Origin of the sequence: Nostoc flagelliforme FACHB-838, assembly GCF_014698065.1 — a bacterium.
Lineage (GTDB): Bacteria > Cyanobacteriota > Cyanobacteriia > Cyanobacteriales > Nostocaceae > Nostoc > Nostoc flagelliforme_B.
The window spans coordinates 1-25,662 of record NZ_JACJSI010000087.1 but is presented as its reverse complement, the minus strand read 5'-3'; the positions used below and the strand labels follow the sequence as shown (position 1 = coordinate 25,662).

18 protein-coding genes and 2 pseudogenes are annotated in these 25,662 nt (G+C 40.7%); 17 read left to right on the top strand and 3 right to left on the bottom strand.

Translation table 11 applies throughout. The features are described from left to right. Positions 1 to 94: 94 nt before the first annotated feature. Positions 95 to 259 carry an EamA family transporter gene (locus H6G97_RS27985; protein ID WP_190943831.1) on the bottom strand — a complete coding sequence of 55 codons (165 nt, stop codon included), beginning with the start codon at positions 257 to 259 and terminating at the stop codon, positions 95 to 97. 133 nt (positions 260 to 392) lie between these two features. Continuing rightward, a pseudogene (locus H6G97_RS27980) lies at positions 393 to 1,212 on the bottom strand (IS701 family transposase). A gap of 379 nt (positions 1,213 to 1,591) precedes the next feature. On the opposite strand from H6G97_RS27980, the gene H6G97_RS27975 reads away from it, so the two are divergent. The 17 genes and pseudogenes from H6G97_RS27975 (at position 1,592) to H6G97_RS27895 (ending at position 25,040) form a co-directional block, all read left to right on the top strand. After that, complete coding sequence (locus H6G97_RS27975; protein ID WP_190943830.1) at positions 1,592 to 1,747, top strand: hypothetical protein; 156 nt, start codon at positions 1,592 to 1,594, stop codon at positions 1,745 to 1,747. A 49-nt stretch (positions 1,748 to 1,796) separates the two neighbouring features. Beyond that, positions 1,797 to 2,900 (top strand): annotated as a pseudogene (aroF, locus tag H6G97_RS27970) (3-deoxy-7-phosphoheptulonate synthase). Positions 2,901 to 3,120: 220 nt separating this feature from the next. After that, positions 3,121 to 5,325 (top strand): anthranilate synthase, encoded by a 2,205-nt coding sequence (locus H6G97_RS27965; protein ID WP_190943829.1) that lies wholly within the window; start codon positions 3,121 to 3,123, stop codon positions 5,323 to 5,325. A 112-nt stretch (positions 5,326 to 5,437) separates the two neighbouring features. Next, the gene (trpC, locus tag H6G97_RS27960; RefSeq protein WP_190943828.1) at positions 5,438 to 6,322 is read left to right on the top strand and encodes an indole-3-glycerol phosphate synthase TrpC; all 885 of its coding nucleotides are present in this window, start codon (positions 5,438 to 5,440) and stop codon (positions 6,320 to 6,322) included. 131 nt (positions 6,323 to 6,453) lie between these two features. Beyond that, on the top strand, positions 6,454 to 7,260 hold the full coding sequence (gene trpA / locus H6G97_RS27955; RefSeq protein WP_190943827.1) for a tryptophan synthase subunit alpha: 807 nt from the start codon (positions 6,454 to 6,456) through the stop codon (positions 7,258 to 7,260). Between the two features lie 38 nt (positions 7,261 to 7,298). Then, the gene (gene trpB / locus H6G97_RS27950; protein WP_190943826.1) at positions 7,299 to 8,552 is read left to right on the top strand and encodes a tryptophan synthase subunit beta; all 1,254 of its coding nucleotides are present in this window, start codon (positions 7,299 to 7,301) and stop codon (positions 8,550 to 8,552) included. A gap of 149 nt (positions 8,553 to 8,701) precedes the next feature. Beyond that, complete coding sequence (trpD, locus tag H6G97_RS27945) at positions 8,702 to 9,802, top strand: anthranilate phosphoribosyltransferase (protein WP_190943825.1); 1,101 nt, start codon at positions 8,702 to 8,704, stop codon at positions 9,800 to 9,802. Between the two features lie 51 nt (positions 9,803 to 9,853). After that, positions 9,854 to 11,434 carry a flavin monoamine oxidase family protein gene (locus tag H6G97_RS27940; RefSeq protein WP_190943824.1) on the top strand — a complete coding sequence of 527 codons (1,581 nt, stop codon included), beginning with the start codon at positions 9,854 to 9,856 and terminating at the stop codon, positions 11,432 to 11,434. A gap of 287 nt (positions 11,435 to 11,721) precedes the next feature. After that, complete coding sequence (locus H6G97_RS27935; RefSeq protein WP_190943823.1) at positions 11,722 to 15,096, top strand: ferritin-like domain-containing protein; 3,375 nt, start codon at positions 11,722 to 11,724, stop codon at positions 15,094 to 15,096. A gap of 128 nt (positions 15,097 to 15,224) precedes the next feature. Then, the gene (gene vioC / locus H6G97_RS27930) at positions 15,225 to 16,514 is read left to right on the top strand and encodes an NADP-dependent violacein biosynthesis oxygenase VioC (RefSeq protein WP_190943822.1); all 1,290 of its coding nucleotides are present in this window, start codon (positions 15,225 to 15,227) and stop codon (positions 16,512 to 16,514) included. Between the two features lie 79 nt (positions 16,515 to 16,593). Next, entirely contained in the window at positions 16,594 to 17,745 is a 1,152-nt protein-coding gene (vioD, locus tag H6G97_RS27925) for a flavin-dependent violacein biosynthesis monooxygenase VioD (protein ID WP_190943821.1), read from the top strand. 471 nt (positions 17,746 to 18,216) lie between these two features. After that, on the top strand, positions 18,217 to 19,833 hold the full coding sequence (locus H6G97_RS27920) for a cytochrome b5-like heme/steroid binding domain-containing protein (protein ID WP_190943820.1): 1,617 nt from the start codon (positions 18,217 to 18,219) through the stop codon (positions 19,831 to 19,833). A gap of 109 nt (positions 19,834 to 19,942) precedes the next feature. After that, a complete protein-coding gene (locus tag H6G97_RS27915; RefSeq protein WP_242055309.1) occupies positions 19,943 to 21,187 on the top strand; it encodes a type III polyketide synthase in 1,245 nt (414 codons plus the stop codon). A 484-nt stretch (positions 21,188 to 21,671) separates the two neighbouring features. Next, complete coding sequence (locus tag H6G97_RS27910) at positions 21,672 to 21,890, top strand: hypothetical protein (RefSeq protein ID WP_190943819.1); 219 nt, start codon at positions 21,672 to 21,674, stop codon at positions 21,888 to 21,890. Positions 21,891 to 21,894: 4 nt separating this feature from the next. Next, positions 21,895 to 22,575: a violacein biosynthesis enzyme VioE gene (vioE, locus tag H6G97_RS27905; RefSeq protein ID WP_242055308.1), complete on the top strand. Its 681-nt coding sequence runs from the start codon at positions 21,895 to 21,897 to the stop codon at positions 22,573 to 22,575. 180 nt (positions 22,576 to 22,755) lie between these two features. Beyond that, positions 22,756 to 23,976, top strand: coding sequence for an MFS transporter (locus H6G97_RS27900; protein WP_190943818.1), 1,221 nt, complete (start codon positions 22,756 to 22,758; stop codon positions 23,974 to 23,976). Between the two features lie 80 nt (positions 23,977 to 24,056). Beyond that, entirely contained in the window at positions 24,057 to 25,040 is a 984-nt protein-coding gene (locus tag H6G97_RS27895) for a biotin/lipoyl-binding protein (RefSeq protein WP_190943817.1), read from the top strand. 227 nt (positions 25,041 to 25,267) lie between these two features. On the opposite strand, the gene H6G97_RS27890 is transcribed toward H6G97_RS27895, so the two are convergent. Further along, positions 25,268 to 25,662, bottom strand: a 395-nt coding sequence (locus H6G97_RS27890; RefSeq protein WP_190943816.1) for a transposase, incomplete at its 5' end; no start/stop codon positions are given.

Genomic DNA, 25,662 nt, shown 5'->3' with positions numbered 1-25,662 from the left:
CAACGAAGAAAGTCAATTTTCAACATTCTTGTACAAACCTCAATCACCACTCCTAAAACTTAGGATAGTCCCATGCGTGACAAAACTCCAGCTTTCAAAATGGACGAGGTTTAGCTCCGACGACAAGTAGCATTCCCAATCCTTGTAGTAAGGAGAGTCGTTCACTCAGAAACAAATAAGCACCACCCACACCAAATATTGGAATCAGCGATAGAAACTGAGCCGCAATGCTGACTCTAATCGTTTTAATTGCCTGCAAATACAGCCAAATTTAATTTTTCAGTGCGCTATCAGCCGTTTTAATATAAGTATCTATGCAAAATTAAATACAGGACTTACGCAACTGGCACAAATAGCGGGCAGGACTGCGCCCTGCCCCGCGACAATTTAAATCAAACCAAGCACATAAGAATACTTGGGCGTTTCAATTGCTGAATTAAATAATTAGAAAGCAAGTTATGCTTGATTTGATAAATAGTTTGACCAGTTGTATAGGCTAAATTCTTTAACCTAACCTAAACCAACATTGCACAATAGTTTCACTTTTTTATTAGCTGGGAACCCTTTAATTTTGATTATCTTACCACATTCTAATTCTTCTTGGCTCCATTCTAATAATTCAATACGTTTATATTTTTCTTTACCAAAAGTATCATCAACTAACCGATTATTCTTTAAAGGGCAATAATAAATTTTCTCTAGGCTATCAATATAAAGCATTAAACTGTGTACAGCGTACCATGTGTCCATTAAAACAGTATCAAATGGTAAAAGCTTATGATATACAAGGTTTTGCAGCATGTCTTTCACATGATCTATCTTGGTTTTCCCATCGGCATCAGGATTAAAAATGCAGTAATCTATTACCCAATATCTTTGTAGAGTAGGGTTAACATAGACGCAGCTAACTACACCAATACCTTTGAGGACACCATGCTCATTACCACTATATTGTCTTCTGACTATTTCTATTTCTTCAGAATACCTTTTATCTAAAACGCTATCATCAAATATTATGTAACCATTGTCATCAGGTTCAACTAGCTCTTTCACGTTATCCCATAGTAAACGAGGTGTTAATTTCTCTCTTTTCAAATAATAGTTAATGGCATCATGACTAATACTCTCTAAATACTCTGCCAAATTGGTAATTGTATAATTAATTTGACTACTTAATAAGTATTGGCAGTAACTAAGCTTAGTAAATCTCATTACCGTTAGCAAATTTATCTAATACAACTTCTACCTATTTTCTCATGAATATTTCATGCTTTGCTTCCAAGGCAGCGACTTTTATTGCGAAGACAAAGCTTTCGGAATCGGATTTAATTAATACTGATGTACTATTAAATAGTGATCGCATTGTGCCAGTTGCGTAAGTCCTGAAATAATCAAATTGAGTCATCAACGACAATACGAATAATAAATCAGGTAATTTTCTTTAAGTAATGCAGTTTTCTGCAATGAGGCGATCACATTCGTGCATTCTCCAGGGATAAATACTGCACACAAACAAGCAGAAAAGGTGGATGTATAACATTAACTTCTACTTTAATGTATAACTCATCGGCATTTAGAAAAGGAAAAAAACATGCCTGCTAGAAAACAAGGAATTCGTACTTACATTCACAGCGGAGAAAATGTTTATTTATTACCCGACAGCGCTAAAACATACTATATTGATGGCAATCAGGGTGAAAAATTTGCTGCCGAAAATGGCAATAATGAACAACATTTTCAAGCTTAGAAATTATAACGAAAGAAGTGATCGCAATATTTTCAGGAGATTCAAAGCAATGATTATTGTAATGAAATTAGGGACACAATCAGTAGAAATTGAGCGTGTTATTGAAGAAATATATCGTCATAAAATCACGCCAGTAATATCTCAAGGTCAGCATAAAGTAGTAATTACTTTAGTCGGTGAAATGGTAGAAACTGACATTAGACACATTCAAAATCTCAGCACTTTTATTGAGCAAGTAATTTGGGTGAATAAGCCGTTTAAACGCACTTCTTTAGAATTTCGTTATGGTGAAGCTAGTGAGGTAGTTGTATCAACACCAAATAAACCTGTAATCTTCGGTCAAAACCATCCTTTAGTGGTAGTAGCTGGGCCCTGCTCTGTAGAAAATGAAGAGATGATTGTAGAAACAGCACAGCGAGTCAAAGCAGTAGGGGCGCAGTTTTTACGAGGAGGAGCATATAAATAAACCCCGCACGTCCCCCTATGCTTTTCAAGGTCATGGTGAAAGTGCTTTAGAGTTATTAGCTAGAGCTAGAGAAGCTACAGGCTTAGGGATTATTACAGAAGTCATGGATACAGCTGACCTGGACAAGGTAGCTCAAGTGGCAGATGTAATCCAAATTGGCGCTCGTAATATGCAGAATTTTTCCTTACTTAAGAAAGTAGGAGCGACAGGTAAGCCAGTACTATTGAAGCGCGGACTTGCAGCCACAATTGAAGATTGGTTGATGTCAGCGGAATACATTTTGGCAGAGGATAATCCCAATGTGATTTTGTGTGAACGGGGGATTCGCACATTTGACGCTAATATACACGAAATACCCTGAATATATCTGCGATCCCAGTATTGCGATCGCTAACTCACTTACCGATTATGGTCGATCACAGTCATGCTACAGGGAAATCTGAGTTTGTGCTACCTATGACTATGGCAGCGATCGCATCTGGTGCAGATTCAATGATGATAGAAGTTCATCCCAATCCAGCAAAAGCGCTTTCAGATGGGCCACAATCTCTAACTTTGGAAACATTTGACCAATTAATGCAAGAAATGGCTGTGTTGGGTAAATTTTTTGGTCGTTGGTCTCAAAACAATTATCCATTTATAACACCAAAAATAACCGCTAGAATCGCCACCACTATCAGTATCTAGAGAAACTTTAAATTACCGAAAAATGGAGGATTACAGCTATTCAACTATTCAACAAACCTTGATTTTGATAAATCTCTCCAAGCTGTAAATATGTGTTAATAAGCTTACTATGATTTTAAGCAATATTACTTTGTCTAAACTTGGGGAGATATTAATCTATAGCCAATGCACAGATTTTACTTTGCCGAATGTACATTAAGAAATTTGAGAGGACTGACTAATGTATTTAGATACCCATAGCTATACAACCACAGGTAAAATTCATATATCTCGTTTTGTGATTGAGACTTCAATAGATACTGCTATTCAAAATAGCCTATCATGCCTTGATTCCCAACGTGGAGGCTTGTTTAAAAGTAGCTACGAATATCCCGGACGTTATAAGAGATGGGGAATCGGTTTTGTTAATCCACCTTTAGAACTTGTTACTCGCTCCAACTACTTTACAATCATTGCACATAACGAGCGAGGCATGGTGCTACTCCCTTATCTCAGAGAGCGCCTATATCAGCATCCACAACTAATGGCAGTTAACTTAGAAAACTCTTCTATAACTGGATATGTCAAAGCAGCAGAACATCTCTTTTCAGAAGAAGAAAGGAGTAAGCAACCATCTATATTCAGTATTGTTCGTGAAATTCTAAATATTTTTAATAGTCCTGAAGATGAGCATTTAGGGCTTTATGGTGCATTTGGCTATGACTTAGTTTTTCAGTTCGAGCAGATGCCAAAACATCTAACTCGTGCAGAAGACCAAAGGGATTTGGTGCTTTATTTACCTGATGAACTGGTAATTATTGACTACTATCAGCAAAAAGCTTTTCGTTTGCAGTATGAATTTGCAACCAAGTACGGTAGCACTGAGGGTCTGCCTCGCACTGGAGAAGTTATTGATTACAAAGGTAAGCGTTATACCCCTACTCAAGCTTCTGACCATGAACCTGGTAAGTATGAGGAACAAGTGAAGAAAGCACTTGAATACTTCCGTCGTGGTGATTTATTTGAGGTTGTTCCCGGACAAAATTTCTTTCAATCTTGCGAAAATCCTCCAAGCGAACTATTCCAAACCTTACAGCAAATAAATCCTAGCCCCTATGGATTCCTCCTGAATTTAGGTGGCGAGTATCTGATTGGTGCATCTCCAGAAATGTTTGTGCGTGTTGAAGGCAGACGAGTAGAAACTTGCCCGATCAGTGGTACAGTCCGCCGAGGAAAAGATGCCATTGATGATGCGGCTCAAATTCTCAAGCTGCTCAACTCGGGCAAAGATGAAGCTGAGTTGACCATGTGTACCGATGTCGATCGCAACGATAAATCTCGAATTTGTGAACCGAGTTCTGTTAGAGTCATTGGCCGCCGCCAAATTGAGATGTACAGTCATTTAATCCACACAGTAGATCACGTTGAAGGGATATTGCGACCAGAGTTTGATGCCTTAGATGCATTTTTAAGCCATCTTTGGGCAGTTACAGTTACAGGCGCACCAAAACGCTGGGCAATGCAGTTTATCGAAGAACATGAACACAGTCCTCGGCGTTGGTATGGTGGAGCCGTTGGTTATTTAACCTTCAAAGGCGATTTTAACACTGGTCTAACTCTGCGGACTATTCGACTTAAAGATTCAATTGCAGAAGTGCGAGTGGGTGCAACAGTTCTTTATGACTCCGATCCAGAAGCGGAAGCTCAAGAAACGCTCACTAAAGCTGCTGCTTTATTTCAGACACTCTATCAGACTAAATATAAAACTACCGATTTCTCCCACGACTCTAATATTAACCCTCAACAAATTAGCAGTGGGCAAGGCAAACGAGTCTTATTAATTGACCATGAGGACTCATTTGTACACACCCTAGCAAACTATATCCGTCAAACAGGCGCTACGGTCAAAACACTACGTCATGGCTTTTCAGAATCAGTTTTTGATATAGAACGTCCAGACCTTGTTGTTTTATCCCCCGGGCCTGGCAGACCGAGCGATTTCCGTGCCGCAGAGATAATTGCTGTCTGTATCAAACGCCAAATCCCTATCTTTGGTGTTTGTTTAGGATTACAGTCAATTGTTGAAGCTTTCGGTGGTGAACTGGGAGTTCTCGATTATCCCCAACATGGCAAAATATCTCGTGTTTCTGTCGTAGCGGCTGATTCTGTGATTTTCCAAAACATTCCACGATCATTTGAAGTTGGTAGATACCACTCTTTGTTTGCTATCAAAGAAAGTCTTCCTAAAGAACTCAAAGTTACAGCTATCTCCGGAGATGGTGTGATCATGGCTATCGAACATCAAACACTGCCAATTGTGGGTGTTCAGTTCCATCCAGAATCAATTATGACTCTCGCAGGAGGAGTTGGTCTGAGAATTATTCAGAATGCAGTCCATGCATTAACAACCAAAAAACTTGCCTCAATTCTCGCAGATTACAAATAACTAACTTTATCGGTGATTGCAATTGAGTGCTACAGATTTCAATATTTAATTGCTAAACCGATAACTACTAACGTAAATTTCTTTCACTCACATCCAAACTTTTAAAGACTATATGTCGAATCGTCAGTATCAAACAACCGAATTCCTTACTGCCATTAATAACCAAGTGACAGTACTATCAGGAAAACCCCGCCATATTCTCGCAGAGATTGTATTGTACAAACAGCAAGAAGTCGCTCAAAGACGTAAGCGACTGCCTTTAGAAGTCTTAAAAAATCAAGTTAGTGCTGCCCCTTGCCCACAAGATTTTCTTGGTGCTTTGCAAGATAATCCTCATAAACCCAGCTTGCTTGCAGAGGTCAAAAAAGCTTCGCCTAGTAAAGGAGTCATTTGTGCAGACTTTGATCCTGTCAGGATTGCCCAAGCTTATGAACGCGGTGGTGCTACCTGTTTATCAGTGTTAACCGATGAAAAATTTTTCCAAGGCAGTTTTGATAATCTGCGAAAAATTAGAAACAATGTGGCACTGCCATTGTTATGCAAAGAATTCATTATTGACCCATATCAAATTTATCTAGCACGGGTTAATGGGGCAGATGCTGTATTATTAATTGCCGCCATATTATCCGATCGATCTCTCCACGATTTTCTACAAACTACTCAATATTTGGGTATGAATGCTCTCATAGAAGTCCATACTCTCAGCGAACTTGACCGGGTGCTGGCATTACCAAATATACAATTGATTGGGATTAATAACCGGAATCTGGAAGATTTTAACGTTGACATAACAACAACCCAATCCTTGATAACACAGCATCAAGAAAAAATTACTAACTTAGGGATAACAGTTGTAAGTGAGTCCGGTTTATACACATCGGCTGATTTAGCTAGAGTTACCGAGTGGGGAGCCGATGCGGTTTTGGTTGGAGAATCTTTAGTCAAGCAAACTGATATAGAACAGGCTGTAAGCCATTTGTTAAATTCAAACAAGTAGGCTTTGTTATCAATATTTGACGCTATTTCGTTACATCCAAGAGGTTAAATACCTCAAGCTCTGATGTACCTATAAGCCTGAACCCTCAGTCAACATTTCAAGTATTTATTAACTTTCAATGGATCATCAATATGGCTTCTATTTCGCAACACTTTGAATATTTACGTGCAAACAACCAGTGTGCCTTAATTCCCTTTGTGACGGCTGGCGATCCTAGTTTAGATATCACAGCAGAAGCTTTACGCGTTTTAGATACTAGCGGTGCTGACTTTATTGAATTGGGAATTCCATACTCAGATCCTTTAGCAGATGGCCCTGTGATTCAGGCAGCTGCAACCCGTGGTTTAAAACAAGGGACTCGATTAGGTGACGTTTTACAAATGGCTCATACAGTCATTTCTGGTTTGCGATCGCCAATTATTCTGTTTACTTATTACAACCCAATTTTGAATTTGGGCGTTCAGCAGTTTCTAGAACTTGCTGCTGCATCAGGAATTAAGGGGTTAGTAATTCCTGATTTACCTTTGGAAGAAGCTAATGAAGTACTACAACTTGCTGATGCTATTGGCATTGAAGTTACATTGTTAGTAACTCCTACAAGTTCAAAAGAGCGGATTGAAGCGATCGCCCGTCAATCTCGTGGATTTATCTACCTGGTGAGCGTTACAGGCGTAACTGGTGTGCGCTCCCAAATGGATACTCGTGTTAAAGACGTCATCAGAGACATTCGGAGTGTAACTAACAAACCTATTGGTGTTGGTTTTGGCGTCTCTGAACCAGAACATGCTCGTCAAGTAAGAGATTGGGGTGCTGATGCTGTCATTGTCGGAAGTGCCTTTGTACAACGTTTAGCAGAAGGTACACCATACCGAGGGCTGCGAGCCATCAAATATTTTTGTAACGATTTGAAGACATCAATTACCCCTGCCCTGAGATAAATATTTACGCAAATACACGATACAATTTCGGAGATTTTATGTTATTAAACATACAAAGCATTGCTCTTTCAACTCCACTAAATAAACAACAACCTAATGCACTTGGTAGATTTGGTCAATTTGGTGGTAAGTATGTACCAGAAACTTTAATGTCGGCTCTTACTGAGTTAGAAACGGCATTTCAAAAATACCACAACGAGCCGCTATTCCAAAATGAGCTTCAGGAAATGCTGCAGGATTACGTTGGACGTGCTACCCCCCTCTACTTTGCACAAAGACTCACTGCACGCTACGCTAGACCTGATGGTACAGGGCCGCAGATATATCTCAAACGTGAAGATTTAAATCATACAGGAGCGCATAAAATTAATAACGCTCTAGGGCAAGTACTTTTAGCCAAGCGCATGGGTAAACAGCGCATTGTTGCAGAAACAGGAGCTGGTCAGCATGGTGTAGCCACAGCAACTGTATGCGCTCGTTTCGGTCTACAATGTATGATTTACATGGGCATTCACGATATGGAACGGCAAGCCCTCAATGTATTTCGGATGCGCCTGATGGGAGCAGAAGTTAGACCCGTAGAAGTAGGAACAGGAACTCTTAAGGATGCAACCTCAGAAGCAATTCGGGATTGGGTGACAAATGTGGAAACAACCCACTACATTTTAGGATCAGTTGCTGGTCCACATCCCTACCCAATGATGGTACGATACTTTCAAGCAATAATAGGTCAAGAAACTCGCGCCCAAGCCCTAGAAAAATGGGGAGGATTACCAGATATTCTTCTAGCTTGTGTAGGTGGAGGTTCTAATGCGATCGGACTTTTCCATGATTTTGTAGATGAGGCATCTGTACGCTTAATTGGAGTTGAGGCGGCGGGTGAAGGTATTGATACTGATAAGCACGCAGCAACTCTAACACGAGGCAGAGTAGGAGTTCTGCACGGTGCCATGAGTTATGTGCTACAAGATGAAGATGGTCAGATTGTAGAGGCACATTCTATCAGTGCTGGGTTAGATTATCCTGGTGTTGGTCCTGAACACAGTTATCTCAAAGAGATTGGGCGGGCTGAATATTACAGCATCACAGACCAGCAAGCTTTAACCGCATTTGAGTTGATATCTCAACTAGAAGGAATTATTCCCGCCCTGGAAACGGCTCATGCGATCGCATACTTGGAAATACTTTGCCCACAACTAACTGGTAGTCCCCGGATTGTGGTCAACTTTTCTGGACGCGGAGACAAAGATGTACAAACTGTTGTTAAGTTTCTTAACCTAAATCAAGCTTAAGTATTTAGGACTTACGCATCAATTATGAAATGTAGGGGCATCTATTTCATTTTGATATCTGCAACACCAAGATGAATTTGACTCTTGCAAGTTTAGGTAGTTTTTTATATTAGTTGGCTTTGATTAAAAAGCTGCATGTATCGAAATTTATGGCTAAAACACCAGTTTTGATTGAAGAGATTTCCCCAAGCTACAAATGTCCTGATTACTCTGCCTTATTGCAGCAATTGTTAGATGGTCAATCGCTTACAGTTTCTCAAGCTAGCGATTTAATGTACGGTTGGCTCACAGAAGCCATTCCTCCTGTGTTGTCAGGTGCAATTTTAGCTGCAATTCAATCCAAGGGAGTGTCAACTGAAGAATTATTGGGCATGGTCAAAGTTCTTTACTCCCAGTCATTAAAAGCAACTTTGCGCGATCGCATTGTTGGTACATCACCACTAGTTGATACTTGCGGTACTGGTGGAGATGGAGCATCAACATTTAATATTTCCACAGCTGTTGCCTTCGTAACGGCCGCAGCTGGAGTTAAAGTTGCAAAACATGGCAATCGTTCAGCTTCTGGTAAAATAGGTTCAGCAGATGTATTAGAGGCTTTGGGTTTAAATCTCAAAGCTAGTACCAAGAAGACTCAAGAAGCTGTTGAAGCGGTTGGGATAACTTTTTTGTTCGCACCGGATTGGCATCCAGCTTTGAAAGCGATCGCACCACTACGAAAAACGCTCAAAGTGCGAACAGTTTTTAACCTTCTTGGTCCATTGCTCAATCCCTTACGCCCAACGGGACAGGTTGTTGGTGTCAATAACCCTGCAATGGTTGAGACTTTTGCTCAGGTTCTACATCAACTTGGAACTCGCCGAGTAATTACACTCTACGGACGAGAAAAATTAGACGAAGCAGGTTTGGCAGATAAAACTGACTTAGCAATACTATCCAACCAACAAATCCACCTGTTGACAATCGATCCCCAAGATTTAGGGTTTAACCCAACCCCCATCAGTGAACTCAGGGGTGGGGATGTTCAAGAAAATGCCGAGATCCTCAAAGCAGTCCTACTTGGTAAAGGTACTCCAGCCCAGCAAGATGTAGTGGCTTTGAATACAGCTTTAGCTCTGTATGTAAGTGAGATTATACCTGAAGATAGTAATTATTTAGACACTTTTACTAAAGCTATCACTCTGGCTAAAGACATTATCAAAAGTGGTATTGCTTGGAAAAAATTGGAACAGCTTGCTGAGTTCCACCAGTAATAACACTGTCAACATTGGTATTTTAAAATAGTAATTTGGAAGAATTAGAAAATGGACACCAAGACAATACTTCATCTATGCAAACTGGCAAATTCCCAAGAAAGTAAGCACATAACCATTCTAGGAGCTGGCATTGCAGGCTTGATAGCAGCTTATGAGCTTGAGCGCTTAGGTCACACAGTCGAGATTATAGAAGGCAGTTCGCGCATTGGGGGTAGAATCTTAACTCACCACTTTGGGGACGATTCGAAAGCTCCCTATGCAGAACTAGGAGCTATGCGTATTCCCAGCGAACATAAGCATGTCCTGCACTACATACACGAAATGGGATTGGACAAAAAACTGCGTAAGTTTGTCACAGTATTCGAGGAGCAAAATGCTTTGATGAATATTCAAGGAAACATCTTTCGCATCAAGGATGGGCCTCGGATATGCCAGCAGTACTATCAAGGAATTTTTCTAGATACTTCTTACAGTGAAAAAACTCGGCTATTTGGGGCCTGGCTAAAAACCATTGTTAATACAATATCTCCTGGGAATTTGCGCGAAAGTCTAGATCGTGACCTTAACTCGCACTTAATGGATGAGCTAGAGAGGTTGGATTTGGAGCCTTATTTCAACGAAGATGGCGAAAGCATTGATTTTCATGGATTCATCAAAGCCAACCCAGGTTTTCGAGCTAGGTGTAGCAAGGCACTTGATATGTTCTTCAGTGATATCCTGGTTGAAACCAGCCACGATTTATTGCAGCTTGAAGGAGGTATGGATCAGCTCATCAACTCTTTAGCAGCTGCAATTAAGGCTCCGATCAAGTGCAACCGCAAGGTAGTAGCTTTGCATGTGCAGAAGGATGGCGTTAAAGTGTCCTGGTTAAAAGGTAAGCAACTGCATACACGTCATTGCGATTATGTATTGTGTACCATCCCTTTCTCAATCCTACGGAAAATGGATTTGAGGGGGTTTGACGAAGACAAACTCACTTCAATCCACAACACCACCTACTGTCCAGCTACCAAAGTTGCTTTTCACTGCGCCCAACCCTTTTGGGAAAAGCATGGGATTAAAGGCGGGGCATCTTTCAGTGGTGAGCGTATCCGCCAGACATATTACCCTTCAGTGAATACTAATCCCTCTTTAGGTAGCGCTTTATTGGCTAGCTATACCATCGGTGACGATGCCGACCACTTAGGGGTGATGCCCGAGCAAGAGCGCTATGCCTACGTCAAAAAGGTCGTAAGCCAGCTTCACCCTGAAATTAAAGCGCCTGACATGGTTATAGACATGACTAGCATCGCCTGGGGCAGCTACGAATGGAGTGATGGAGGATGCTCTATACCTTGGGGTGACGATGTATCCAGTGAATCCAACCACTATATTCATTACCTAGAAGCTGCTAGACCGCAGAATACACTTTTGTTTGCTGGCGAACACTGTTCTAGGTTCCCGGCGTGGATTCAGGGATCTATTGAGTCAGCACTCGAAGTGGTGTATGAAATTGTCACCCATAAACCATTGAGAGCCACCGGGGGCGCTTACTTGAATACCAGCACGTTTGGTCAAGGAAATGCGGGGAATATAAACATTACTGCTAGAGATATGGTGTCTTTGGAAAAAAGGCGACCCAATAATTGAACCACAAGGATTATATCAATTACCTGATGGGCGATTAATTTTGAGTCGGGCTTATGTTTAAAGGAAATATTGCACCTATAGCAAAAATAGCAAATAGCACATACAGTTTTCTGCACAATAAAACACACAACCATGTAATTGCAACGTATAAACTATGCAACCGACTTTGCATGAAAGGTGAATGCATTACCTGGTCTTTTTCCTTAATCTCAGTGTTATGTAGAAGCTCAAATTTCAACAAACCACTTATACAAACTACTTGCCATTTCTTTTTTAGGAATCATGCTATGAGCATTTTTGATTTTCCCCGACTACACTTTCAAGGCTTTGCTCGTACCCACGCTCCTACAGGACATAAAAATGGGCTAGTGGATCTCACTACCAACACAGTGTATATGAACGGCGATCGCTTCGATCACCATCGCCCTATATCCGAGTACCACGAACACCTCTACCAATTGGGTCCCCGGTTTAACAGTGAAGGTAATTGGGATGAAAATGGGCCCTTCAGTATGGGGATGGGATGGGATTTCGGGGGAAATGGTCATTTTGCAATTGAAGCACAAATTATCAGCACTCAAAGAATGCCGGGACAGGTTGACCAGCACGACCTAGTGGTGGGACGCAGCATCGATATGTGGGGTCACTACAACGAATATCTAGCAACTAGCTTCAATCGCGCCCGCATCTTTGACTGCGATCCAGCCTCCAACTGGACTAGCACAATTATGGTAGGTCAACTAACCTTTGGCCGCCTTGGTGGTTCCCACGAAGTCTCAAATATGCTCTCAGCACCTGTGGAGGGCGTACAGCCAGCCCGTTGGCAGAACTTCAACCACATCCACCAATTGTCCCCACACTGCCTGAACAGTGAGTTTGGGCGTGCGGCTGTGCATCAGTTTACCATCTCTAAAGCAGCGACAGATTTATTGTGGGGCGAAGAAGTAGCGCTTTCACCAACAGTTTCCTTATTGGGCGAGGCAATGACTAGGGATGACGTGTTGGGGCTAGTGGTGCAGTTCGGCTTGAGCAACATGTCAACACCCCAGCAACCCGACTCGCCTGTATTCTGGGAACTGCATGGAACCATTGGTTTGTGGTGTGAGGGAGAACTTAGCACCTACCCAGATGGCCGACTACTGACTCCGCGTCACTTGCTACAGAACTCAAAGACACTATCCAATCTTACCGTCCAGGTGAATCGCCAAGGGGCAAGCCTGAATATGGTTACAGCAGTGCCGTGTCTGGGGCGAACGACAAAAGCGGGGCCAGGGCCAACTCATGCGATCGCTGCCAAGCTCGACCTTGGTGAATTGGAATTGCGTACAGTCAAAAGTCTGCGGTTAGTAGCACGAATCCCTAAAGATGCCTATCAGCAAGAAGCACATCAACTTACCAGTGGGATTGTAGACGTACCATTAGCGGAACCCTTTACAGACCTGGGTGATGAAATTCTAAAGCAGGGTTTATGCATCATTGCAATGCAGCCCGATGGACAACCGCAGATTTTGCTTCAGGAGGAGGAAATAAACCTCCAGATAGATCAAGCCTGCTTGTTCGTAGAATTCCCTGATTGGCAACGAGGCGAAGACTACGCTGTAGAACTAGAGGTGCGGTCTTTTGTGCGAGGGCGTCCTGCGCCAGTTGAGGCCGTCTACCTGCGCCAGTTCTACAATCCTAAAGCATTGCCTCATCTACGCTACGAATTTGAACGCGACCCCGCTAACCTTGGTCAGACTTTCCACTTTCCCCAAAGTTGCGAACTGGAAATTGTCCATTTCAAACCAGGGAAACAGCAAGAAATTGGCGAATTCACCCCTACTTGTGTAGTCTCCACAGACCAGAGAGGATGTGGGTGGGTAACTCTACGTGGTGTCCAACCAGGAACTACACGAGTGTTACTCTCGGCTCGACCCAATGAACGACCTGGCGATTGCCTTCGGCACACGAAGCGCGATCGCAACCACCCCGACGAGGCGATAATTGCCTACGATAACGATGATTTGCTCGGCTTTTGGTCTGGTGCTGGTTCCTTTGCTGTCCGAGTGTTGACCAACGATTGGCACTTAGAGGAAGTTGAGGAGGAGACAGTAAATTTCCACCTCATTTATAAGGAAATTCTAGTTTACTACGAGTTGGTCTTTTCCTTTATGAAAGCCGAGGTTTTCAGCCTAGCTGATCGTTGCAAGGTAGAAAGCTATGCCCGATTAATGTGGCAGATGTCTGATCCTCGCAACAAAAATAAGACTTACTATATGCCCCCAACGCGGGATATGTCTCAGCCCAAAGCTATGCTTTTACGTAAATTTTTGGCTAATCAACAGCGAGTTGGTTACATTCCAAATCCAGTACCAGAGCCAAAGCGCACCCAGCGCACCATCCAGACCCGTGATGAATTAGTAGTTGCTTTGCGACATACTGCGGAACTGGAGATAGCAGTCATGCTACAATACATCTATGCAGCATACTCTATCCCCAACTACGCTACAGGTCAGGAGTATGTGCGTCGAGGTTTGTGGACAATCGAGCAGTTGCAGCTAGCTTGTGGTGACGGCAAAGAAGTGCGTGATTACGGTATGCGGGGTGTGTTACTGGATATATCCCGTGAGGAAATGATCCACTTTTTAATGGTGAATAATATCCTCATGGCGATGGGTGAGCCTTTCTACCCGGCGACCCCTAACTTCAGCAACATCAATCGCCGTTTCCCTATTGAAGTAGACTTTGCTCTGGAACCCTTAACTGCAACCACCTTACAGCGATTCATGCGTTTCGAGTGGCCCGACTTCTTGGAAGAAGACCTCGTTGGCGAACCTATCTTAAACGATCCTACCGCCGATCGTCTCCACGGTTATGGTTCTTTAAGCGAACTGTACCGTCAAATTAGCTCGGCGCTGGAAACAATTCCGGATTTAATTGTAGTCAAGAAGGGTCGTGTTGGCGGCGAACACCACTTGTTCTTGCGTGAGGATTTTAATAAAGTTCACCCAGATTACCAATTCCAAGTAGACGACGTTAAGAGTGCGCTTTTTGCGATCAATTTAATTGTTGAACAAGGGGAAGGATGTGACTCATCCTCACCTAAGTTTGAAAAATCCCATTTTCAGCAATTCCGACGCATGGCTGAGGCTTTGGTTCGAGAGCAGGTTACTGATGCTGGAACTAGCCGCCAAGTGCCGTGGAACCCAGCATACCCTGCGATGCGGAATCCGACATTGCACCATCAAGATTACAACACCAATATTGTCACGGTTTCCCAAACTCGCAAGGTGATGGAAATCTTTAATGAGTGTTACTTATTAATGATGCAGATGATGGTACAGCATTTCGGGTTAATGCCCAATAGCAGCCTGCGCCGCTCGAAGCTGATGAATGCCGCTATTGACGTGATGACGGGTATGATGCGCCCTCTAGGGGAATTGCTGATGACTATGCCTTCAGGGAAGCGAGGCAAAACCGCAGGTCCCTCCTTCGAGATCGCAACTCCACCCGCGTATATTCCCACACCAGAAGTAGCATATCAGGCGATCGCTCGTCGGTTTGAACGACTAGGTAATCAGGCTAGGGAATGCGAGGTGATTCACAGTACTGTTTATGAAATGTTCGACTTTTACACCCGATTCTTTGAAGAATTGGCAAAAAATCCCCAACAGATTCCCTAACACAGAAGTAAACCAAGTGAGCAACCATAAGCCCTAAACTTCAGACTTGAATGGATGCAGTGAAACTTCTTTACGTTCTACTGAAACACAATTATTTTATTAGGAAAAAATTTCTAGAGAGGCTTAACATGAGTAAAATTATTATTGCTGGCGGTGGTCTGGCAGGTGGGCTAACAGCGATTTATTTAGCTCGTAGAGGACATGAAGTCCATGTAATTGAGAGACGGAGCGATCCGCAACAAGACATCTCTTCATATATCGATCAAGTAACCTCCAAAGGAATCGGTGTCAGCATGACAGCAAGAGGAATAAAAGCTGTTCTTGGCGCAGGTATTCCCAAAGAAGAGCTGGATTTGTGTGGTGAGTCGATAGTTGGCATGTCCTTTTTTGTGGCAGGTAAATTTAAAACTAGAAAATTAGTTCCAATAGATAACTTATCGCCTCTTTCATTGGATAGGTCTACATTTCAAAAATTACTAAATAAATACGGCAGGATAAATAATGTCAAATATCACTTTGGCCATAAATGTCTTGATGTTAATCTCAAACAAAAGTTTATAATTACGCAAGATCAAAATGATAATTTTCACAATATATCTGGTGACTTAATAATTGGTACAGATGGTGCCCGTTCAAAAGTTCGTCAAGCCATGCAGAACGCTATCCGTCGCTTTGAATTTCAGCAGTCATTTTTCAGGCATGGTTATAAAACCTTAGTTGTAGCTGATGCTTCGAGACTAAACTTTTGTAGAGACTTATTATATTTCTTTGGAATGGATTCAAAAGGATTGTTTGGCGGACGTGCAGCGACTATTCCAGATGGTAGTATTAGTTTCGCTATTTGCTTACCTTATGAAGGGGCAACAAGCTTACAAATGCAAAATAAAGAACAGATTTCCCAATTCTTTTCACGCTACCTCCCACAGATGCCAGAGGATATCCACAATGAAATGGTAAAACAGTTTATCAAAAAACCTAGTAATGACTTAATCAATGTAATGTCTAGTACATTCCATTACGAAGAAAAAGCGTTATTACTGGGTGACTCTGCCCATGCAACAGCACCATTTTTAGGTCAGGGAATGAATATGGCACTGGAAGATGCCCAAATACTTTCTAAGCTTTTGGAAAAAAATCATGACGATTTTCAAAAAACCCTACCTGAATTTACCCAACTCAGAAAAGTAGAAGCCGATGCGATGCAAGATATGGCACGGGCTAATTATGACGTATTAAGTTCTTCAAACCCGATTTTCTTTTCGCGTGTAAAATACACAAATTTTATGCACAAGAAATTTCCGAAAGTTTATCCGCCTGATATGGCAGAAAAACTCTACTTTACCTCTATGCCTTACAGTGAATTGCACTCTTTTCAGAAAAATCAAAATGTTTGGTACAAATTAGGGAGAATGAACTAATGAAAATAATGTTTTACAGTGAGTTGCACTTTATTCATAACAATTACAATATTTGGTACAAATTAGGGAGAATAAACTAATGAAAATACTAGTTGTAGGAGCAGGTCCAGCAGGATTAATGTTTTCTTATCAGATGAAGAAACTCAAACCAGATTGGGATATAAAAATAATTGAAAAAAACACACCTCAGAAAGTTGTAGGATGGGGAGTGGTATTGCCTGGTCGCGCCCCACATCACCCAGCTAACCCTCTATCATATTTAGATGATTTCGATCAACTCTTTGCTCAGTATTTAGAAGAGTTTAAGCTGGTTCATCGTAGCGAGAGCAATGTGATAAGCACAGGTCTAACAATGTGTGCTGTAGAACGACGCGCTCTGCTGCGTTCTTTACAAGAACACTGTAAGCGGCTTGATATTGCTATTGAATATTCTTCTCCTGCAATGTCTGAGTCTGAACTTAATAAAGATAATTATGATTTGGTCGTGTTATCAAACGGGATCAATCATAAGTCTACGTATTTTAGAGAGACACTGAAACCGGACATACAGTATGGCAAAAATAAATATACTTGGTATGCCACCAGTAAAATCTTTGATTATTTAAGCCTGATTTTTAAACTTCACCCTAAAGGTGTTTTCATTGCACATGCATACAAATATTCAAACAATATGAGTACCTTTGTGGTTGAGTGCAGTGAAGAAACCTATCTCAATGCTGGACTTGATAAATTTTCAGATGAAGAAGCTGCAACTTTTATCGCACAGGTGTTTAAAGATGAATTAGAAGACCACACTCTGCTGGGACAAAATGGCTTAAAATGGCGGAATTTTATGACTCTCAGTCATCAAAAATCCTATGACCAAAACTTAGTATTATTAGGTGATGCACTTCAATCGGGGCATTTCTCTATTGGGCATGGAACAACGATGGCAGTACTAAGTTCACAGATGCTAGTCAAAGCCTTGAGTGACCATACTGATGTCCCATTTGCTCTAAAATCATTTAATGCAAAAGTTATGCCGGTTATGCATTTATTCCGCGATCATGCTAATGCAAGTCGTTTATGGTTTGAAAGTATCCAGGACTATATGAACCTTAGCACAACGGAACTTACGGAAACTTTTGATGCACGTCGCAACGCCTTACCTTCTTTGTCAGCAGCCCTTGCTCAGAATCTGAGTGAAGCACTTAAACGCGAAGGAGCCAGGGCAAACGCATTTAAAGTATAAAAATCGCAACTTCTCAATCAGCTCTGGTAAAAGGATGGAGACGGGATAAATCCGGAAGGAGCCAGGGTTACTTTTAGAGCAAGAAACTGCTAGCTTCTCAATCACCACTGCAAGTATGAGCGGATTACTCCTCCTTAGGTGAGAATAGCTACCTGCAACTTCCTCTTCATCCTGACGAGGTAAACAAACGTCAGTTTGGGTTAAAGGCTCAGATTTGATTGCTTGGACGAAAAAATAAGGCTTTCACACTTTCAAAACTAATGACATAATCAGGGTTTAAGCTTATCCCGAACTCAGGTTAAACGAATATCCAGAGTCTGTGTTGGTAGCTCAAGTACGCACTGCTTGAGACATAGGACATGCTAGGAAAGCACTAATTTTTAGCACCTCATAGAATCGCACTACTCTCCTTAACAATTGATGAAGGGCGAACGCATCATGTCAAGAAGGCAAACAATTGTAATAAACAAAATGAATAACCATACTAACGTTGAAGAAAACCAAATAGCTGAAAATATTAGCGATCGCAACAATCAAATTCTTGGAGATCGCCAACCCATTAATACTTTAGAGCAACTTACACTACATAATCAGGTAGGCGATCTACTACTACTATCACCAGAAAATGAAAATGAACCGCCACCACCTTTAGACGTTACATCATTACCCAATGTCTGGATTTACGATGGTGGAGCCTATGATCTCACCGAATTTATTGCCAAGCATCCAGGAGGCCAATTTTTCATTCGACGCACAAAAAATAGAGACATTACCACTTTCGTCAATTTTTTTCATAGTAACCCCGAAAAAGTAAGGAAAGTTTTAGAAAAATATTCTTTGGGGGGACCAGCAACATTACAAGATGTTCATCCTACTTGTTGGGCCCCTAAGTTTCTCTTTAGCCAAGACTTTGATAGTTGGAGAGACACACCAAAATACAATTTCAAAAAAGATGAGCAATTACTCGATCGCATCAGAGCCAGACTAAACAAATCAGAAATGAAGGAAAAGGTGGCTCAAATGGACTTTCTTTTTAATCTCGTCAGCATTATGTTAGTCATTGGATATGTACTCATAGAATGGCTGCGCTTAGATTTTAAGCAATATATGCCAATTTATATTTTCATACCTCTAATGGCAATGGTAAAAATTTCCCTTTCAGGTGTAGGACATTACATACTTCATCGTCCTCAAATTGGACTTAACAAAATCTTTGCTCATGCATTCGATATTAACTATGTCCCTTTAGCAATTGTACAAATTGATGGTCACAACTTAATGCACCATCCCTTCATTGAAAGCAAGGCAGATGTCAAGAAAAATGGGACTGTATCATTCTTCTTAGAACTCCCTCGTTACTATCGAATTCCCCTTCATACTCTACATATAATCGCTCACGTAATCTCAGGGATGTTTGCACAAATAACTATTGTAGCAATACTCTCGATTCAAGGAATAATAAAAGAGAGAAATCCTGAAGGTAAAGGCATTATATGGCCGCTAGGCTTCCCTATAGAAAGCTTTGTTGGTGCATTTGGAATACATCTTCTGATGTTAGGTGAATTAATTTTGTTTACTCTTAAGGGTGACTTTATAGCTTGGGTTGGACAATTTTTACTTACCCTTTGGGTGACTACCTTTTTAATTCTTGCTAGTCCCGATTTTGCAGAAGCAACAACTGAAGAAGAAACAAACTGGGAGGAAAAAGATTGGGCGGTACTTCAAATTGAAAACTCCCGTGACTTAAGCATAATTGGCAATAAATATATTGACTCTTTCTTGTCAGCAGGTTTAAGTCCTCACCGCGTCCATCACGTACTACCTCAACAAAAAAGTGCTTTTGCCAACATCATTAGCGAAGATATTGTTCGAGAAGAAGCAGCGAAATTTAACGTTGAATGGTTACAACCGAAAAACTTATTCTTCGATTGGCTGCCGAGTTTAATAAATCAATATTTAGCAGCTCCATCCGTAATGGCAAAAGAAAATAAGCTTGGATTATTCAAAGAACATTTCCACCCTCAAGCCTTAAAATTGAGTGTCAACTATATTATCAGTGGTTTTATTGGGTTTAGTGGCATCGGTTAAATCGAATCACAAGCGAATAGCTAAGAACTCTTAGTTATTAGCTATTCTTCTCTACTTTCAATCCAGGACAGAAATTTCAGGAACAAACTTAGTTTGGATGGTTTAAACTATGACTCGCACTCGTATTTATACAAAACAGCAAACACAAACAAAACAGCAAAATGGATTGATGCCACAGTTTTTCCAGCACAATCCTTTAACAAAGCAGGTACTAGTAACCATTGAGGGTATCGCCACTGGGACTCCCGACAATATTATTCCTCAAGCGGATGCTACTCAATTTGTGGCTAATCTAAGAAATTTAAATAGCAATCGAGACCGGATCGCTAATATTTACAAAAACACTCGCATCAAGCAAAGATATTTAGCCATCAATCTATTATCCGAAGAAACCTATGAGTTTAGCCGAAAACCAGGCACAATTCAAGAGCGAATGGAGATGTTTGAAGAATATGCACTTCCCCTAGCGGAAAAAGTAGCCAAAAAAGCCTTAAAAGCTGCTGAAATAAGTACAAAACCTGGTAATTATTTCTGCTCACAAAAGATTGAGGATACTATTGGACTGATTGTTTTTGTAACTAGTACAGGATTTGTTGCACCAGGAATAGATGCAAAACTAATCAAAAGTTTAGGATTGAAAAGGAACATTGCTCGTATACCAGTCCATTTTATGGGATGTGCAGCAGCAATGAATGGATTGCGAATTGCCTGCGACTATATAAAAGCCAATCCTAGCCAAAAAGCTTTGATGGTTTGCCTGGAGTTGAGTTCAATTAATGCCGTGTTTGAAGATAACATAAATGACGTGATTATCCATAGCATTTTTGGAGATGGATGTGCAGCAGTGGTGCTCGGTGCTAAGGAAGAAAATATGTTGCCCGGTCAGGGTAAAATCGTCATTAAAGATAACTTTAGTTATTTAGTTGAAGATACTGAAGATGGCATTCGTTTGGGAATCACGGACAATGGTATTACCTGTAAGCTTTCCCGTGATTTACCTAAGTACATTGAAGCTGGCTTAAGTCCAATTATCAATAATTTTTTGGCAGAACATCAGCTTATAAAAGAGGAAATTGATTTGTGGGCTGTTCATCCTGGTGGAACACGCATTATTGAGAAAGCACAGAGTTCTTTAGGACTCAATGACGAGCAAATAGCAGATAGCTGGGCAATATTGCGTCAACACGGAAATATACTTAGTTGTGCCATTTTATTTGTTATTGAGCGCATAATTCTTCGCCTGGAAAAAGAGCCTTTAAAAGCCGGAAAAACTTTCCCTGAAAAAATGACTGGAATTTCATTTTCGTTTGCCCCTGGAGTTGGCGTGGAAGGGATTTTGTTTGAGAAATATTAGAACAGACTGGAGTAAGAAGCCAAAATTAATTATTACTCTCCTTGTTCTTTATCAAAATCAATCACAAATATTTCTGGTTATACCATTTCTTGGTGAGGCTGCGCCAAATTTTCTTTCTTCCTTTGTGTCCTTTGCGGTTCGTTCCTTATATAATTTGGCGCATGTTTATACAGAATTGGTATTACCAGTAAAAACCTCTTGCTTTATTAACGCCTTATCTGCAAGATCGCCGAGTCTATCTTTTGAATGAATAGGTATCAGATCAAGATTTGCTTTTTCGATAGCTAAAAAATATTGGTCAATCTCAAAGAGTCGGGGAAAACGGCAATAATTATCACTTATGATGCTGTTACTTTAACCTTGCCGATCACATTATTAAACTAGATTAGGGCAAAGTAGAATTTGACGGCGATCCTTAAGCTATCTCCAACACTAACTGGTTTGATCATACAGTCCAAGGATGAAACTATGTAGGAGAGAAACAATGAATACCACTAAAAAGGGTGTCAATAATAATATATGTGAAAAAATGACCCAAATTCAAGAAGACTTAGAAGTACTGTTTAACAATGTTTTGGAGCAACTAGGAAGCAATATTCAGGCAGAAAAACAAGCTGAATATACTCAGGCGCTCCCAAGCACAAAGCAAGTGATTGAGAAATTCAAAATTAGATACTGTCCTTACATTTATCAGGAAAAATAAAGCCATGAATCATCATCAAATTTTACATTTAGGTAGTCAATATTCTAATGTGGAACGAGCCAGAATGGAACTTGAAAAAACATCCAATATACCACCCCTACTTCCAGAACAATGGAGTACTAGCTATATTTCATATTGGCAACCCATGCAAGAAGAAGATCAGATTACTTCGGGATATTGCTGGTTTGACTATAATCGCAATGTTTGCCGCATAGATGGTTTATTTAATCCTTGGCCTGAAAAAGAAACCGGACACAAACTCTGGATGTCTGAGATATTTACCCCAGGTGATGGTCAAACACGAAAGACTAAAATAGCTTACTCTAGAGAAGAAATAAACAAACAAAACACTTACCAGCCAATGCCTTTAAAGGATGATGTCGATGTATGTCATCAGGTGCTGATAACACAAGATATATTGCCTCAGAATAATGCTACTTATGCAGGCAGCTATACAATATTGGGGTTGAAAACAGATGCCTGGACATTTACCCGACAGGGAAAAAGCCCATCAACCTATTATTTGAAGCAAGGCACAAACCATTTAATACGTATAGTTACTGGAGATCCAAATAAGCACGCCTCAGTACGGGATTTTCCTAACTTCAATACACACATGATTCCAGATAACATTTTTAAACACTATCAAAACCTTAGTCCAGATATAAATCTCCATACTGGCTGAGAAAACTATAAGGCGTTGCATAAATACAGATGGATGTACGCTTGAAACCGTTATAAATTTGTTCCAAATTGGGCAAAATCATCGCCTAGTTTAGCAATGCCCAATACAAAACTCAGTAAGCCTTCTTTTTAGATTGAAAATACTCGGCAGCTTGCACGCTCATATATCTACCACCTAACTATGCAACCTAATTTCGCAAGTAACAAAAATCCGCTTTACGATCGCAATCTTTATATCATCATTAGTGTAACCCTGATTGCAATTATGGGTGGGCCAACTATTGCACCTATACTTCCAGATTTAGCTAAAGTTTTTAATGTTTCATCTAAAGAAATCCAATTAGTAATGACTGTCTTTTTTATTCCTATGGGCATTACTACACCAGTTTTAGGCATACTAGCCGATCGCATAGGAACTAGAAAAGTTTTAATTCTTTCTTTATTGCTATTTGCTGTTGCGGGAGGATGTAGTTCTTTTGCCCAGGATTTTCAAACTCTTCTTGGGTGGCGATTTCTACAAGGTTTAGGTGTTACTAGCTTAAATTTTATAGCCCTCACCATGATTAGTACGATATATCGGGGCAAAGCCTTGACAACAGCAATGTCTTTAAACGCCTGTATGATTGGCATCAGCACAACAATTTACCCGGTTATCGGTGGGGCATTAGCAGGTTTTAGTTGGCGATATCCATTTTTGCTGGCAGTTAGTGCCTTTCCTTTGATAATGTTGATTTTAATGGTGCTCAAGCTTCCCGAAAAAGCCAGTGGTAGCCAAAATAGCAAACTCAAAATTTATCTGCAAAATACTTGGCACAGTATTAACAATATTAGGGTGCTGGGACTGTTGTTTGCAGTAGGTTCCATATTTGCAATTCAATCTGGAGCCTTTATGACTTACATTCCTATCCTTGCAGGAGTTAATTTTGGTGCTTCGGGATTGGTCATAGGCTTGATTTTAGCCAGTATGTCAGTATCTCTAGCGGTGGTTGCTTCGCAGTTAGGAAGGTTGGCGCAGCGAACATCGGAAATAACTCTCATTAAAGTAGCTTTTGTAATTATTGCGATCGCTCTATTGATTATTCCTACAATTCATAATGTCTGGCTGCTGATTATTCCTAGTATTTTATTTGGTGTGGGTGAAGCTTTAGCAATACCTTGTACTCAAGCACTATTAGCGGAATTAGCGGTAGACAATACGCGGTCTGGATTTATGGCTGTTAATGCTACCGTACAATCACTGGGTCAAGCAATAGGCCCGATAATAGCAGGGATTTCTTTTGGGTTATGGGGTATGGGGGGCGTTTTTTGGGTAACTGCTGGTATTTCTTTAGCTACATTTGCCTTGTTTCATTTTCTGCTAAATCCCAAACGCCTAAACGCTAGTAACAAAAAATTGACCTAATCGAAAAATTATTTGTGACTAAATTGTTGTATTTCTTCTTTTACTGAGTATTGAGCAAATGATTTTAGGGAAGGTACTTTATGATGCCAAACACAGCAGCTAATAATAATAATTTGAAACCTTTGAAACCCAGTTTTCGACAGGGTGTAATGTTGACAATTACTGCAATGATTGCTCTGGGTGGGATAAGTGTTTATACTATCGGCAAGTTTCGGACTCCGCAGGCAAAAACAATTTCTAAACCTGAGGTTGTTATACCTGAAATTAAGACTGTGACTTCTTTGGGAAGACTTGAGCCGAAAGGAAAGTTAGTAAAAGTGTCGGCAACGACATCTACTCAGGAAAATAGACTTGGGCGGTTGTTGGTTAAGGAAGGAGACCAAGTAAAAGCGGGACAAGTAATAGCCATTCTTGAAAGTCAAGGTAGGCTTGAAGCTGATGTCGAGAAGGTACAAGAACAAGTAAAAATTGCTCGTGCTAATTTGGCGAAGGTGAAAGCAGGAGCGAAAAGCGGTGAAATTTTAGCCCAAAAAGCAGCAATTGGCGGACTAGAAGCGCAGTTAGAAGGTGATAGGGCAGGGCAAAAAGATGCCGTTACCCGGCTTAAAGCGCAGTTGGAAGGCGATATGGCAGTTCAGCAAGCAACAATTGAGAGTACTGAGGCGGAATTGAGAAATGCTGAAGCTGAATATTGGCGTTATCAGCAGTTGTATGATAACGGTGCGATTTCCCATTCCACCTTGGATAGTAAGCGTTTGGTAATGGTAACCACTCAAAAGAAAAAAAACGAAGCCAAAGCTGTTTTAAAACGAATTGACGCAACACAGAAAAAGCAAATTAGCGAGGCACAAACAGTTCTGAATCGGATTGTTGCTACGGGAAACAAGCAAATTAGCGAAGCCAAAGCTACGTTAGAAAAAATAGCCGAAGTGCGTCCTGTAGATGTGCAAGCAGCAGAGGCGGAAGTCACAGATGCTATTGCAGCAGTAAATCAGGCAAAAGAAAAACTCAAACAAGTATATGTGCAAGCCCCGGATTTCTCACAAGTGCGAAAAAATCATTGAGATGAGTAAAATTTAGGAAAGGATATTTTATACATCAGTGGATTAAATTCAGGAACCGAAGACAATCACGTATTATCCGAAGTTTTAAAGATAAATAAAATACGAATAAAACGAAAAGTACTGGAGTAATAACTATGATTAGCAATAATTAGGCAGCCGAAAACAGGGTTAAATTCAGTAAACTTAACCCCAGCAAGCTAATCATTATGATGACAATTAAGTAAAAATTAACCAGAACAGGGTAAGAGAGATAAATAATTGTAGGCCAGAGCGAAAATTCCTTTATAGGGGCAAGAACTACTAATTGAAATTAAAATTTTTCGGCAGTTAACCGTGATAGTTGCTCCTAACTTCAGTAACTTTGTGCGAATAGTGCCAACAGTAGCGTTTTGAAGTTCCGTTTTGGCTAAACACTTCTCTCGTAAAGCATTCATTAAAATGTAGGCAACAGATGAAAACCACAACCGTAGTTGATTACCTGCAAATGTATGGGTACTTGTCCTATCACTTCTTAGTTCTAGTTTTTGCTCTTTGAGACAATTTTCTATATTGCCTCTTGGACAATATTTTTCTGTATAAAGTTTTCCTGGAGAGATTTTCTTTATCGGTAGTGAAGTTACTA

Excerpts from the sequence above, each read along its gene's own strand:
- H6G97_RS27910 (WP_190943819.1), top strand. The coding sequence starts at position 21,672 with ATGAATACCACTAAAAAGGGTGTCAATAATAATATATGTGAAAAAATG.
- trpB (WP_190943826.1), top strand. The coding sequence starts at position 7,299 with ATGTTATTAAACATACAAAGCATTGCTCTTTCAACTCCACTAAATAAA.
- trpA (WP_190943827.1), top strand. The coding sequence starts at position 6,454 with ATGGCTTCTATTTCGCAACACTTTGAATATTTACGTGCAAACAACCAG.
- H6G97_RS27940 (WP_190943824.1), top strand. The coding sequence starts at position 9,854 with ATGGACACCAAGACAATACTTCATCTATGCAAACTGGCAAATTCCCAA.
- H6G97_RS27975 (WP_190943830.1), top strand. The coding sequence starts at position 1,592 with ATGCCTGCTAGAAAACAAGGAATTCGTACTTACATTCACAGCGGAGAA.
- H6G97_RS27895 (WP_190943817.1), top strand. The coding sequence starts at position 24,057 with ATGATGCCAAACACAGCAGCTAATAATAATAATTTGAAACCTTTGAAA.
- vioC (WP_190943822.1), top strand. The coding sequence starts at position 15,225 with ATGAGTAAAATTATTATTGCTGGCGGTGGTCTGGCAGGTGGGCTAACA.
- H6G97_RS27900 (WP_190943818.1), top strand. The coding sequence starts at position 22,756 with ATGCAACCTAATTTCGCAAGTAACAAAAATCCGCTTTACGATCGCAAT.
- trpC (WP_190943828.1), top strand. The coding sequence starts at position 5,438 with ATGTCGAATCGTCAGTATCAAACAACCGAATTCCTTACTGCCATTAAT.
- H6G97_RS27965 (WP_190943829.1), top strand. The coding sequence starts at position 3,121 with ATGTATTTAGATACCCATAGCTATACAACCACAGGTAAAATTCATATA.
- trpD (WP_190943825.1), top strand. The coding sequence starts at position 8,702 with ATGGCTAAAACACCAGTTTTGATTGAAGAGATTTCCCCAAGCTACAAA.
- H6G97_RS27935 (WP_190943823.1), top strand. The coding sequence starts at position 11,722 with ATGAGCATTTTTGATTTTCCCCGACTACACTTTCAAGGCTTTGCTCGT.
- vioE (WP_242055308.1), top strand. The coding sequence starts at position 21,895 with ATGAATCATCATCAAATTTTACATTTAGGTAGTCAATATTCTAATGTG.
- H6G97_RS27915 (WP_242055309.1), top strand. The coding sequence starts at position 19,943 with ATGACTCGCACTCGTATTTATACAAAACAGCAAACACAAACAAAACAG.
- H6G97_RS27920 (WP_190943820.1), top strand. The coding sequence starts at position 18,217 with ATGAATAACCATACTAACGTTGAAGAAAACCAAATAGCTGAAAATATT.
- vioD (WP_190943821.1), top strand. The coding sequence starts at position 16,594 with ATGAAAATACTAGTTGTAGGAGCAGGTCCAGCAGGATTAATGTTTTCT.